The organism is Weissella muntiaci (genome assembly GCF_008107635.1).
Lineage (GTDB): Bacteria > Bacillota > Bacilli > Lactobacillales > Lactobacillaceae > Weissella > Weissella muntiaci.
The window spans coordinates 75,128-89,331 of record NZ_SDGZ01000010.1; the positions used below are offsets into that span (position 1 = coordinate 75,128).

12 protein-coding genes and 1 pseudogene are annotated in these 14,204 nt (G+C 43.1%); all 13 read right to left on the reverse strand.

Annotation, left to right across the window (positions count from 1 at the left end; all coding sequences use genetic code 11):
- Nucleotides 1–231, reverse strand: a pseudogene (locus tag ESZ50_RS11645) (hypothetical protein); the annotation flags it as partial.
- A 14-nt stretch (nucleotides 232–245) separates the two neighbouring features.
- Nucleotides 246–3,800: a chromosome segregation protein SMC gene (gene smc / locus ESZ50_RS03310; protein WP_148622173.1), complete on the reverse strand. Its 3,555-nt coding sequence runs from the start codon at nucleotides 3,798–3,800 to the stop codon at nucleotides 246–248.
- Nucleotides 3,801–3,805: 5 nt separating this feature from the next.
- The gene (gene rnc / locus ESZ50_RS03315; RefSeq protein WP_148622174.1) at nucleotides 3,806–4,507 is read right to left on the reverse strand and encodes a ribonuclease III; all 702 of its coding nucleotides are present in this window, start codon (nucleotides 4,505–4,507) and stop codon (nucleotides 3,806–3,808) included.
- Nucleotides 4,508–4,676: 169 nt separating this feature from the next.
- Nucleotides 4,677–5,621 (reverse strand): Dyp-type peroxidase, encoded by a 945-nt coding sequence (locus ESZ50_RS03320; protein WP_148622175.1) that lies wholly within the window; start codon nucleotides 5,619–5,621, stop codon nucleotides 4,677–4,679.
- A gap of 112 nt (nucleotides 5,622–5,733) precedes the next feature.
- On the reverse strand, nucleotides 5,734–5,976 hold the full coding sequence (gene acpP / locus ESZ50_RS03325) for an acyl carrier protein (RefSeq protein ID WP_148622176.1): 243 nt from the start codon (nucleotides 5,974–5,976) through the stop codon (nucleotides 5,734–5,736).
- 24 nt (nucleotides 5,977–6,000) lie between these two features.
- Complete coding sequence (gene plsX / locus ESZ50_RS03330; protein WP_148622177.1) at nucleotides 6,001–7,050, reverse strand: phosphate acyltransferase PlsX; 1,050 nt, start codon at nucleotides 7,048–7,050, stop codon at nucleotides 6,001–6,003.
- 64 nt (nucleotides 7,051–7,114) lie between these two features.
- Complete coding sequence (gene recG, locus ESZ50_RS03335) at nucleotides 7,115–9,151, reverse strand: ATP-dependent DNA helicase RecG (protein ID WP_148622178.1); 2,037 nt, start codon at nucleotides 9,149–9,151, stop codon at nucleotides 7,115–7,117.
- 189 nt (nucleotides 9,152–9,340) lie between these two features.
- Nucleotides 9,341–11,023 carry a DAK2 domain-containing protein gene (locus tag ESZ50_RS03340; protein ID WP_148622179.1) on the reverse strand — a complete coding sequence of 561 codons (1,683 nt, stop codon included), beginning with the start codon at nucleotides 11,021–11,023 and terminating at the stop codon, nucleotides 9,341–9,343.
- Nucleotides 11,024–11,043: 20 nt separating this feature from the next.
- Nucleotides 11,044–11,406 (reverse strand): Asp23/Gls24 family envelope stress response protein, encoded by a 363-nt coding sequence (locus tag ESZ50_RS03345; protein ID WP_148622180.1) that lies wholly within the window; start codon nucleotides 11,404–11,406, stop codon nucleotides 11,044–11,046.
- 184 nt (nucleotides 11,407–11,590) lie between these two features.
- Nucleotides 11,591–11,791 (reverse strand): 50S ribosomal protein L28, encoded by a 201-nt coding sequence (gene rpmB / locus ESZ50_RS03350; RefSeq protein WP_148622181.1) that lies wholly within the window; start codon nucleotides 11,789–11,791, stop codon nucleotides 11,591–11,593.
- A 125-nt stretch (nucleotides 11,792–11,916) separates the two neighbouring features.
- Nucleotides 11,917–12,585, reverse strand: a complete 669-nt coding sequence (locus ESZ50_RS03355; RefSeq protein ID WP_148622182.1) for a thiamine diphosphokinase — start codon at nucleotides 12,583–12,585, stop codon at nucleotides 11,917–11,919.
- Nucleotides 12,585–13,244, reverse strand: coding sequence for a ribulose-phosphate 3-epimerase (gene rpe / locus ESZ50_RS03360; RefSeq protein WP_148622183.1), 660 nt, complete (start codon nucleotides 13,242–13,244; stop codon nucleotides 12,585–12,587). The genes ESZ50_RS03355 and rpe overlap by 1 nt, the downstream gene beginning before the upstream one ends.
- A 27-nt stretch (nucleotides 13,245–13,271) precedes the next feature.
- Nucleotides 13,272–14,186: a ribosome small subunit-dependent GTPase A gene (gene rsgA / locus ESZ50_RS03365; RefSeq protein WP_148622184.1), complete on the reverse strand. Its 915-nt coding sequence runs from the start codon at nucleotides 14,184–14,186 to the stop codon at nucleotides 13,272–13,274.
- Nucleotides 14,187–14,204: the final 18 nt, after the last annotated feature.

Below are 14,204 nucleotides of genomic sequence, written 5' to 3' on the forward strand. Positions count from 1 at the left end.
TGGCTCTGGCTCTGGCTCTGTAATGATAGCCGTTTCCGAAGGAGTGTCAATCGTTGTGACATCCTTTAATTCATCTGATATCTCCACATTCACCGTTGTTGCATTTGAATCTTCTTTGACAACTGGTGCAACATATTGCATCCCGGGCGTTGGTTGCAAAACCTCAACCTTAATCGATGCTACCTTTTCTTGCTCTGGTTCTTTTCGCTTTAAAAAGTCAAATAATCCCATTTCAAGCCTCTTTCTTAATTAGTAACCTCAGCTGGCAAATCTGTCAAATTGACTGAGACCATCGTTGATATTCCTGGTTCCTGCATTGTAACACCATACAAAACATCTGACTGCGTCATGGTTCCTTTACGGTGTGTGATCACGATAAACTGCGTCCGTGCGTTCACTTCATGCAAATACCGAGCAAAACGATCGACATTCGCCTCATCAAGGGCTGCCTCTGTCTCATCAAGAACTGCAAATGGTACCGGACGAACCTCCAAAATGGCAAATAACAACGAGATTGCTGTCAATGCTTTTTCACCACCTGAAAGTAAGCTCATTTGTTGGAACTTCTTGCCCGGTGGCTGAGCCTTGATGTCAATTCCAGTTGTTAACAAGTGCTCCGGATCTGACAAGATTAGCTGCGCTTGGCCACCCCCAAACATCTTAACAAAAATCTCGCTAAAATGACTGGCAATTGCGTCGAAAGTCTCTTTAAAACGACTCTCCACTTCTGTATCCATTTCAGACATCGTCTCTAAAAGATTTGCCTGTGCGGTTTCAAGATCAGTCTTTTGTTGATGCAGGAAGTCAAAGCGCGTCTTGACCTCAGCGTATTCATCAATCGCATGTAAATTAACATTTCCCAAATCATCAAGTCCACGTCGCAACAGCTTTAACTGTGTTCTGATCTCAGCTAACGATAATTCTGTCATCTGACTCTTAACATAAGAGAACGATGTATCATACGTGTCTACTAACGCTTGTTCCGCATGTTGAATTTGTGTTTTCAACTCAGCCTGTCGTCCAGTTAACCGATTTAGCAAACTCATAATTTGCATTTGCTCATCACGTGCCAGCGCTAATTCACGATCTAAATTATCAACCGCTTTACCGGTATCGGCAATCGTTTGTTCTAATTCTACCAAATGATGCTCTGCTTGCATCTTTTCCTGACTGACTTGCTCAATTAACTGATCCAAATCAGCAATTACATCCTGATCATCTCGCTCTAAATCAGCTAACTGACCGTTCAACTCAGCGAGACGTGTTTCTTCTCGTTTACATTGACTCTCAAGCTCCTCAATCCGAACTCGCTCTGCCTCAACTCGCGCCTTCGAGGCACTATAGGCCGAACGTGTCGTTGCCACATCCGCATCTGCATCTGCAATTTGTACCTGTAATACCTGCTGTTCGTCAGTCATCGCAGTCAGTTTATTTTGTAAATCCGTTACCCGTTCTTGATAAGTTAATAATTGACTTGAATTATCTTGGCGCTGCAAGGCATTGCCAGCAGTTGCATCGTCAGACTGATGTAATTCAAACGCCAAGGCTGCTTGTTCGCGCTTCAATTGATTTTCACGTTCAACCAATATCTGTAATTGCGCTTTGGCCGCTTGTTCTTCTTCATTACTATTCATCAAAGCCGTTTGTAGTTCACGAAACTCGGCAGCTAATGGTTCGATCTGCTGTGCAAGATCCTTTACTAGCTTCTCTGCCGCCTGAACCGCCTGCTCAGTTTGAGCAACCGTCAGTTCCAGCTGTTCAACCTCACCTTGTTGAACTAACAAGCCATTGCGGTGATTGCGATTTGCTCCACCCGTCAAGGATCCACCAGCATTCATTAATTGACCGTCCAGCGTCACTAGACGAGCCCGGTGATGTAACTGCTTACCAACTGTAATCGCATGATCTAATGTATCTACAACAATCGTAGTCCCCAATAAATTATCCAGCACCGCTTGGTAATTCGGCGCCACTCTAACCAAAGTAGCCGCAATCCCAAGTACACCTGGCTGCTTTTGGGCAGTTTGCCAAAGATCAGCTTGAATTGAACGGCCCTTGATCGTAGTCAATGGTAAAAAGGTTACGCGGCCCAGTCGATGTTGCGTCAAATACTGAATGGCAGCCTTAGCAACCTGTTCATTATCAACAACGACATATTGTAATGCACCACCTAATGCGGTTTCCAAAGCGACTTGATATTCAGCTGGCACGTTTAATAACTCGGCAACCACGCCTTGTAAGCCGGGAAACTGTGCCCGTGCACTCATCAAATTCTTTACGCCTTGATTATATCCGTCATAATTTTCAACAACCCGATTCATTGAGTCCAACTTCACGCTTTGGCGTTGTTGTTCCTCAAGTGCAGCAAACCATGTTTGCCGAGCTGCCTGATGCCGTTCCTCCAGTTCTTTTCCCTTCGTCTGGGCAACTTGAACTTCATCAGTCAACTTTTCCTTGTTATTTTGGGCTTGATCAAGCCGTTCTTTGCTCTCGGCTAATTCTCCCGTCAAAGCAGTCAACTGACCGGCCAACTGTTGGCCACGCTCCTGCAGGCGTAGACTGACAACATCCGATTGGGCGTCTTCTCGCTCGAGATACTTTTGCTCGTTCTTCACGTCTGCCAAATCCTGCATCGCCGCAACCAGCTCATTACGATGAGCCTCAATCTTCGCCGTAAGCTCTTTGGCCTGCTTTTGAGGGTGACGTTCAATTAACCGTTCTAACTTCGTTGCAAGTTCGCGAGTTGCCTGCTCCAACTGCAGTAAATCGGCCGTTTGTGTAGCTCGCTTTGCTTGTAATTGCTCAACTAATTCTTGAACTTGTATTTGTTGCCTCGTTAAATCTTCCTTGGCAGCCGAACGGTTCGTATGTCGTTCAATTTGTAAATTACGCTTACCAAGTAATTGCTGATGACGGCCAGTCAACTCGACAAGTTCATTTTGAACCTGCTGTTGCTCGCTTTCCGCACTTGATCGTTGATCATGCAATTTGCTTAATGCTGTTGACTGTTCTTCGACGAGCTGTTGGCTCTGTAGGTTCCTAATATTGGCGACTTGCACTTGATCATTATTATCGCCTTGCTCTTCATACCAATCAGTCAATTCAAGCACTAGACGAGCTTGATCAAGCGCATCAAATTGTTCTTTTTGATTCACATAATCTTGCGCCCGAGCGCTTTGTTCAGCCAAAGGCTCGAGCCGTTGTTCTAGCTCATGCAATATATCGCGAACACGATTTAGATTTTCATGTGTACCCGACAATTCTTTTTCGGCCCGATTTTTATTCTGCTTATATTTATAAACACCGGCGACCTCTTCAATAATCGTTCGGCGTTCTTCCGCCTTTGCTGAGAAAATACTTTCAACACGTCCCTGCGAGATAATCGAGAAACTCTCACGACCTAAACCGGAGTCCATGAAAAGTTCTTGAATATCCTTTAAACGAACCGCAGTGCCGTTTAGCAGATATTTAGAGTCACCGTTACGATACAAAGTTCGCGTGATAGCGATCTCTGAGTAAGACGAATTAAGATAATGATCGCTATTGTCAAACGTGATCACAACTTCAGCGCGATTAAGTGGCGCGCGGGTTGCGGTACCACCAAAGATCACATCCGCCATCCGATCTCCACGCAAGCCCTTCGCAGATTGCTCACCAAGGACCCATCGAACCGATTCAATAATATTTGATTTACCTGACCCATTTGGTCCGACAACCCCAGTGATCCCTGGCATAAAATCAATTTTGGTTTTATTAGCAAACGATTTAAAGCCACTGATCTCAAGTGATTTCAACTTCATAGTTCTTAATTTCCCTTGGTTAAGGTTTGAAAGGCTACTCGTGCGGCTGCTTTTTCAGCGTCCTTAGTTGACTTGCCTTCACCACTACCCAAGACCTTCCCATCTAATGTAACGTCGACTGTAAAAATTTGTTCGTTATTTTCTACTGGGCGTTCAGCAACCTTAGTGTAGACAATTGTTACAGAACCATTTCGCTGCAAATACTCTTGCAATTTTGACTTATAGTCAACGAATTGGTCATAAAAGCCATTGTCAATTTTAACGAACATAACTTGCTTTAAAAAGTCCATCACTTTATCCGCACCTTGGTCTAGGAATAAAGCGCCAATAAAGGCTTCCCAAATGTCTTCTAACAAAGAATCACGGTTACGAGCGCCTGACTTCTCTTCGCCTCGTCCCAATAGGATGTACCGATCAAGATGTAACTCACGTGACAAAGCTGCAAAAGCGCGAGTTTGAACCATCGAAATCCGCAACTCTGTCAATCGACCTTCATCCCAATCTGGATATCGTTTAAACAAGTATAGGGCAGTTGATTGTTGCATGACGGCGTCACCCAAAAATTCAAGCCGTTGATAATCACGTCCTGTAAAATTGGTATGCTCATTAACGTAATTAGCCTGTGTTAATGCTTCTCGCAACAAGGTTAAATCATTAAATTCTATCTGATATTTTTCCGATAATTGTTTTTCTAATTTATCGAACATAAGTCACTCCATTTTTCGTTAGATAATAGTAATTATACCAGAAGATTCCAGCATTAACGGGAAAGCTATCGATATTTGCTGATATAAACTCCCCTTAGAAATTAAATTGATCTGCAACTACCTAAACAACTAAAAAATGGATTCCTCAGTCTGAGAAATCCACTCTCAATTAAAAGAATTTGCCATCCGCAATATCTGCTAACGTATCTCGCGACGGAATAAAGAACAGTTGTCCCGATAAGATTGTTGAAAAGCTTAATAAGAAATCAGATTGCGCCAACATTTGTTCAAGCATCTGCTTCGTAACCTGCCAGTGACGCGCGTAGCCAATAAAATATGTGCCTGTTTGATTAGCAGCTGGATTCGAAAAGGGCACATTCATCCGAATGATCTTTTGCTCAACTCCGTCAACCTCAAGCTTTGAAGCCACATTATGTGCATTCTTAAATTTATCGCCATCTTCCAACTCTAGATCATCAAATTTATGACGGCCAACGGCTTTTTCCTGTACTTCAACTGAATGATGGTCCCAGTTCTGCATGTCGTGTAACCACTTCTGCGCAAAAGCATATGAACCGTTCTCATAATTAGAGTCTTCCGCACCAATGATGGCATAATCAGCGGCATCTTCCAATGCTGGTGCCTCAGTCCCATCGATGAACCCAATAATTGATCGTCCTTCTAAATATCTAAAGCCTTTAGTCTCGTCAAGTAATTGAGTAACCGGACTTAAAAAGACCATCAATTGCCGTACGATCTCATAAACAACCGCCTCTTCACCCGCTCGGACATGTAAGAAGATATCGCCATCACTTGCTGGCATCGTATACTCAGGACCACTGAGCGTTGTATAAGTCTCTAACTCCTTTGGCATTTCGACATTCGGAAAAAGATATTCCCATGCTTTCGCACTAAAACCGATTGCAACTTGTAGATTTGCTTGGGGGTTACGAATGCGCATCGATCGAATGATTGCTTGTGACCGATCAGTAAATTCGGCGATTTGTTCCTGCGTGCTTACTTGATTTTTTCGCGTAAGTTGCAAGACAATAAACGATACGTTCAAACCGGCGTCTTTCCAGACATCTTGCGCTTTATTTGCATTGATCATGATGCCACCTCTACTTTCTATATATATATTTTATAATATCCACCTAGCTAATTCTAGGCGAACAAATAAAAAAGGCATGCGTTAAACAACACATACCCTTCATTGTAAATATTTATTATTTGCTATGATTCATGATGTAGTCCACGGTGTCATTCACCGTTACAAGACCTTCAGCATCTTCGTCAGAGATTTCGATGTCAAATTCATCTTCCATCTCCAAAACCAATTCAACGAAATCGATCGAATCAGCATCAATATCATTCAAAAAACTCAATGTCCCAGTTACTTTAGCTGGATCCAATTCAAAATGACTTGCTACAACTGAAATTACCTTATCCAAAACTACTTGACGTTCCATTATCTCACCTAACTTTTTATCTAATTAATCTGCGTTTTTTTCATCCGAACGAGCTACTAAATCATCAGCATGTTCATTAACGAAAGCCTGCACCTTGGTAATCAAATCGGCATGCAACATTGCTTCAATTTGCCCCATTGCATTTGCGATCGTCTCTGCCTCAGAAGAACCATGCGCCTTAACGACTGGTGCCTTAACCCCAATCACAACTGCTCCACCAGCCTTTGAATAATCCAAGCGTTCTTGCATATTCTTTAAAGCAGGCTTCACTAATGCACCGCCAAGCTTTGCCAAAGGACCTGCACTCATAATGCTCTCCTTCATTAACTTCAACAAAGTTAATGCGGTTCCTTCGATTGCCTTCAACGCAGCATTTCCAGAGAAACCATCAGCAATCACTACATCAGCTGGCCCTTGTAAAATATCCCGCGCTTCCACGTTCCCAATAAAGTTTAACAGTTCTTTATCAGAACCAGCTTGTAGCAGTTCATGCGCTTCCTTATGAACTTGGTCCCCTTTATCCGCTTCCGTACCATTATTCAACAAGCCTACTCGTGGTTGATCATAACCCAAAATATTGTTGGCATAGAAAGATCCTAGGATTCCATACTGATAAAGATGTGTTGGACGATTCTCTGCATTCGCCCCCATGTCCATCATGACAAAATTATCTCGAGGTCCACCAAAAGCTGGCATCACTGTCATCAGTGCCGGCCGATCAATTCCTTTGATCCGACCAACGATGAAGATTCCTGCCGCCAAAAGCGCTCCTGTGTTACCAGCCGAGAATAATGCATCTGCTTCACCAGCTTTAACAGCATTTGCCGCTAGCACTAATGAACTCTGCTTCTTACGTCGAACTGATTTTACAGGTTCCTCCGCCATTTCGATCACTTCATCGGCCTGAACCAAGGTAATCCGTGTCTGGTCTTTCACCAGAGGCGCTACCTTATCCAATTGCCCAAAAAGGACGAATTCAACATCCTGCATTCGATCACGCGCTTGTTCAATTCCCGCAACGACTTCTTGCGGAGCGTTGTCGCCCCCCATTGCATCAACTGCAATCTTAAACATATTAATTTCCTCTAGTCTTTTGTAAACTCCGACTACTTTACCACACTTCAAATGGATTTGCCACTTAGTCAAAGTAACGGTATTGAACCATTGTTTCTGACATGTAAGCTGCCAAGGCCTCGTTCGCTGGCTTTTTATCCCAATCGGCTTCCGAAATTAGTTCGATGGCCTCTTGTTGTGCAATTTCCATCATCTTCATATCATGAATTGGATCGCCAACTTGGAAAGCCGGAAGTCCTGATTGTCGCACGCCTAGAACATCCCCCGAACCACGTAATTCCAAATCTTTCTGCGCCAGTACAAAGCCATCAGTCGTTGCGACCATCGCTTCCATTCGATCAATCCCGTACTGTGTTTTAGGATCCGAAACTAGGATGGTATATGATTGTCGTTCACCTCGACCAACCCGCCCACGTAATTGATGGAGTTGCGCTAACCCAAAACGATCAGCGTCTAGAATTAACATGACAGATGCATTCGGTACATCGACCCCAACTTCGATAACTGTCGTTGCAACCAAGATCTGAATTTCATTCGCCTTAAAAGCTGCCATAATGCTATCTTTAGCTTGATTATTCATTCGACCGTGTAACAACGCCACCTCATAGTCAGGTGCAAAAGCCGCCTGCATATCAGCAAAAACCTGTTCGGCATTCTGAACATCCAAAACCTCTGACTCCTCAATCAAAGGCGTTACAACGTAAGCCTGCGCTCCATCCTTCAACTGTGCTTTGATCAAATCAATTGCTCGATCAAGCTCGTTATGCCGCACCCACGATGTCTTAATAGCTTTGCGACCGGCCGGCAGTTCATCAATAATTGACACATCCATTTCACCATAGGCAGTAATTGCTAGTGTTCGTGGAATCGGAGTAGCCGTCATGGCTAAGATATCCGGATTCATCCCAATATCACGTAACATTCCACGTTGATCAACACCAAAGCGATGCTGTTCATCAATAACTGCTAACCCTAATTGATGAAAGGCTACATCCGGCTGAATTAGTGCATGTGTTCCAATTAAAATATCAACGTCACCACTCATCAGGTCTTCCAAGATTTGTCGTCGTTGCGCGGCTTTAGTTGACCCAGTTAATAACTCAACCCTTACCTCATCAGGATTAAAGAGACTGCCGATCGAACGAGCATGTTGCTGCGCTAAGATTTCTGTCGGTGCCATCATCGTTGCCTGCATCCCAGCAGTGATTGCCGCATACATTGCTAAAGCAGCTACCACCGTCTTACCAGACCCTACATCGCCCTGTAACAACCGATTCATGTGAATAGGTCGCCGCATGTCAAAAACAATCTCATTGGCAACTTTTTTTTGCGCGCTCGTTAGTTCGTACGGTAAAGTTTGAATAAATTGCTTTAATCGCTCATTATCAAAATTGATTGCCCGCCCATGATTAGAACGATCCATCGTTTTAATCAGTTGCAAGCGTGTTTGAAAAAGAAAAAATTCTTCAAATGACGCCGAACGACGTGCTTGCTGAGACTCAAACGGCGTTTTAGGTACATGCATCCCAAAGATGATCTCGCGTCGATTTAATATCTTATAACGGCTCCGAATGTCATCAGGAATCAAATTCAGGTCAAGCAAGTCTTGATACTTGCCCAAAGCCTGTTCTACTAGCCCCTTAATTGTCTTTTGTTGGATTTCCTTTGACGAGGGATAAATCGCCTCCAATTCGTCCTCGCTGTTCTTTGGGAGCAACTTAATTCCACTCAATCCTTGACGGGCTTTCTCATATGTTCCATAAACAGCAACTTCGTCACCCAAATTAATCCGTCCCTGAATCCAAGGCTGATTAAAGAAAGTTACCATCACATTATCATGTTCCACTAAGAGTCGGAAATTAACTCGCGTCTTCTTAAAGCCAAATCTTGCAAGTACTGGCTCCGAGGATACAACCCCTTTAAAAGTTACTTTCTCGCCATCAAGAGCTACCGATGGTAATTTCTGTTCCAGGTCGTTATAACGCGTTGGAAAATAACTGAGCAGGTCGTTGATGTTAAAAATTCCAAGATGATTTAACGCTTCTTCACGCTTAGGCCCAACTCCGGCCAATTGACCAACAGAATCTAATAATGATGTCATCACCTGCTCCCTCTTTCAATAAGTTAAAACTATTATAACAAATATTTTCAAATATCAAATCCGTAACATATTTACCAAGGAGTCCAGTATCTCATATATTAGAACCTCAAAAAAAGCGAGCTAATAATTCTTAGCCCGCTTTTATTAAATTTGTTTTTACTTAATTTTTTTAAAATGTTCAACAATTGCTTATTCAACTGAGATCAAATATGGATAAAGTGGTTGACCACCATCATGAATTTCAATTTCTACATCTTCATTGATTTCCAAGACTGCATCCGCTAATGCTTGTGCACCCTTTTCATCCATTTGTTCACCAAAAATAATTGTTACAATTTCTGAATCTTCATCCAACATTTGTTGCAAAAGATCTTTTGCAGCTTGCTGAATATCGTTATCCTTAACTGCCACAGTAATTTTACCATCAAGCAGTCCGATTGCATCACCATCATGAATCTCTAAACCACTCAGTGTTGTATCACGAACTGATGTAGTTAAAGCTCCCGATACAACATCACCAAGTGCCGCGGTCATCGCTGCACTGATTTCAGTCAATTCCCCACTTGGCTCATATCCAAGAACAAGCGAAGTTAACCCTTGTTGGATCGTTCGTGTACGTACCACCATGGTTGGAATATCCAAAACGTCAACGGCCTGATCAGCTGCCATAAAGATATTGCTATCATTTGGCAGAATAATTGCTGCCTTGGCACCAGACTCTTTTACCGCTTCAACTAGATCTTGGGTTGAAGGTGCTTGCACACCATCAAGAACAATTGTCGCTCCAGCTGATTCGAATAAGTCCTTAACCCCTTGTCCACTAGCGATTGTGATCACCGCCAAGTCAACAGCTGGCTTGGCCTTCTTAACCGGCGTCGCAGTAGCTTGTGCAGCAGCTGCCGCCTCAGCTTGCTGGTCACGCATATTATCAACTTTGACCTTACGCAATGAACCAAAGTGCGTTCCCCAATTGATTACCTCGCCTGGGTTTTCTGTATGCACATGGACTTTAACCACTTCATCATCGTTAATTACTAGAAGCGAGTCACCTAAGCCTGCCAAGTGATCATAGAATTCATCATAAACGAATGGATGATCATAAGTTGTTCCTTGAGCGATATCAACCATGATCTCCGTGCAATATCCGTACTCGATATCGGCTGGATTAATTGCACCCTGCACACCAGCATTATGCAACTCCTTAATCATCGCCTCAAGACCGGCATTATCAACTTCAGTCTCGCCAACTTCTTGACCTGACAAAACAGCATAGAATGCCTCTAAGACAATCACGAGCCCTTGCCCACCGGAGTCAACGACACCGACTTCTTTCAAAACTGGTAGCAAATCAGGGGTTGAGGCTAATGCTTTTTCAGATGCATCAAAAGCTGCCTTGGCAACTATAACGACATCATCATGCTCTTTAGCGGCTTGATTGGCCGCTGCCGCTGCTTCACGAATAACGGTTAGGATTGTACCCTCAGTGGGCTTCATAACTGCTTTATACGCTGTCTCAGCTCCACCCATCAATGCATCAGCAAAATCACGAGCCGTCAAAGTTGTCTTACCTTCAACAACACTGGCGAAACCACGGAAAATCTGCGAAAGAATAACACCAGAATTACCACGAGCTCCCATCAACAAACCTTTTGAGGTTGCTTTTGCAAGTGCGCCAATTGTAATGTCTTCCTCTTTACGCTCATATTCAGCACCTGAGGCCATTGACAATGTCATATTTGTTCCAGTATCACCATCGGGTACTGGAAATACATTTAATTTATTGATCTTATCGGCGTTATTTTGAAGCGCATTGGCTGCCGCATTGATCATTTTACCAAACTCAACGTTGGTAATACTTGTAACAACTTCCACGTTAAATCTCCTTCAGCCGGTTAATCCCCCAGCACACGCACACCTTGCACCGTCACATTAACCTCGGTTGCAATAATTCCCAGCATCACATTTAAATCATTTTTCACACGTGCTTGCACGCTCTTTGAAATTTCTGAGATTTTCATGCCATAACCGACAACAACGTGCACATCCACTGCGACACCATTATCTTGTTGGCGTACAATTACACCCTTTGAAAAGTTATCTTTATTTAAAATTTGATTTACACCATCACGCAAAGGGTTTTGGCTAGCCATTCCTACAACACCGTAGTTATCGGTGGCTGCACCACCCACGATTGTCGCAATAACTTCATTTTCAATTTCGATAATCCCGCTTGGAGTTTGAATTTTAACTGCCATCTGTTCCGCCTCCGTTAGTATACTTTCTAACATTTTATCACATTTATGTTAAAAACCGCATATTTGGTTATAGCGGCATTTCAAGATACCACTTTATACGCTATATTGTAAACTTCTCACACTCTATGAATTAAAACGATTCATAATAAAGAAAAAAGCCACCACAAGGGTAGCTTCTTATCTATTAAACACGCTCAATTGAACCGTTCTTCAAACCAGCCTTTAAAGTACGTGCTGACAAGTACACCTTTTTAGGTGCTGATCCATTGATCTTAACCGTTACCTTTTGCAAGTTTGGCTTCCAGCTACGACGGCTTGAGTTAAGGGCGTGTGAACGTTGGTTACCGAAACGCGTATGCTTTCCAGTGATTGCATCAACTGCCATATGATTGACCCTCCAATCCTAAGCTCTTTTTTCAGTGCTTTTATTTACTTGAATTATCTTACCAAACCCTCAACTGTTATGCAAGGGATTTGTGTAAAGTATTTTTACTTTACACCTTTTTTTACTCAATCACCTTGTTGACCATGTAAATCGCGGCTTTGAATAACTGCCACAATTCCACTATCAAAGGAAAAATGATTGATTTTAGCGGTGAATTCATTCGACGACCATGAAAAAGGTGTCGTCGACGACCACGATTGTAGTGCGTATTTTTCATCGAGTAATGTTAAGTTTTCAACTGCTGTTAAATTAATAAAACCCAGATAGGTCATCTCAGGTAAACGCTCAATTGCATGTATACCCGGCAAATAAAAACTAACAACATTTGATCGGTCAATCAGTTTAATCTTCGCCACAAGGTCTCGAAAGCGCAGTTGAGTAAATATCCAGATATTTGACAATAATTGATCTAGACGACCACCAGTTGCACCGTAAATCTCAATTTCATCAATTGTTTCATCTTCACCAAGCAGTCGTAATAACAACTCGGTGTCAGTTTCATCCTTTTCTGGTCGAACAGCCACAATTTTATGAACTTGCTGCTCAACTAGATTACGCTCGGCGGGTGCCAGCGAGTCAAAATCACCGGCTACCAATTCAGGAACCACGCCCAATTGCAATAAGCGTAATGCACCCCGATCAGCCGCCACCCAAGGGCCAGTCAGTTCACCAGCCTGTAATGCTGCTGGCCACTCGCTGACCGGACCGCCAATCAAAACCCTGACTCGTTTCATTAATCTGTCGTTACTTCCTTCAAACGGGCGATCTTAGCAGCTGGATCAACTTTGTCATAAACATAAGATCCTGCAACTGCAACCGTAGCCCCTGCTTTATATGCCATCGCACTGGTTTCATCATTTGCGCCACCGTCAATTTGAATGTCAAAGTCATAACCAAGGCTCTTCTTTAAGCTTGCTAGACGTTCGATCTTTTGTAGAGTCTCTGGCAAGAACTTTTGACCACCGAAACCAGGATTTACTGTCATTACCAAAACTTGATCAACCATATTCAAAACTGACTCAATCGCTGAAACCGGCGTACCAGGATTAATTACGACCTCAGCCTTCTTACCGTGTCCCTTGATTTGTTGTAGTGCACGATGAATGTGTTGAGTTGCTTCAACGTGGACCCCGATGATGTCGGCTCCGGCTTCAGCAAATGTATCGATGTAACGTTCTGGTTGTTCAACCATCAAATGCACATCCAAGATCATCTTTGTAACTGGGCGTAGAGCTTTTACCCAGCCTGGACCATATGAGATTGATGGCACAAACATACCATCCATCACGTCGATGTGTAGCATTTCTGCACCAGCATCCTCAACCAACTTTACGTCACGTTCAAGGTTCAAATAATCGGCCGCTAAAATTGAAGGCGCTACTTTAATTGTCATATTAATACATACTCCTCTTTAGATAACTTAATGTTTCTTATCATGCTTATTATAAACTGGACGACGACCTTCAATCAAATCATAAAATAATTGATAGTTCTCATATCGTGAACGCATAATTGTGCCATCCTCAAGAGCAGCCTTTACGGCACACCCTGGTTCATTCAAATGTACACAACCACGGAAACGACAATTCGCACTTAATTGATTAAATTCACGGAAATGATGTGTCAGCTCATTTGCAGGCATATCAAAGACTTCAAATGATGAAAATCCCGGCGTGTCTGCCACTAATCCACCAAAAATGGTTACAAGACCAACCTGCCGTGTAGTGTGCTTTCCACGACTTAGTGCCTTGGAAACCTCGCCGGTTGCCAATTCAAGTTCTGGTGCCAAATGATTTAACAAAGTACTTTTTCCAGCCCCAGTCTGCCCCATCACGACTGATAATTGGTTTGCTAATGAATTAGCGACTTCCTCCAAACTTGCCGGATCAAAGGCTGCTTTAGGTAGGATCACTTGGAAACCAGCTTCACGATACCCTTGCGCAACTTCTTCAAGCTCCGACAATTCAGTCGCGTTTAACAAATCCGTCTTTGTAAAGTAAATAATTGGCTCAATGTGCTTCTCATCGAGTGCGACCAGTTGGCGATCAAGTAAATTGCTTGACCAGTCAGGCATTCGAACGGCCGTGACCACGATTGCCTGATCGACATTTGCAACCGGTGGCCGAACTAGCGCATTCTCACGGTCATCAATCTCTAGGATATAACCCTCTTTTTGCGTTTCGGCTGAAAAAGTCACCCAATCACCAACTAGTGGTTTCAAGTCACGTTTGCGAAAGTTACCTCGTGCCCGTGTACGATACATTACGCCTTCATCGGACAAGACATCGTAGAATCCTGCCAAAGCTAAATGAATTTGGCCATGATATTGTGCCATATTTACTCCCATATTTAC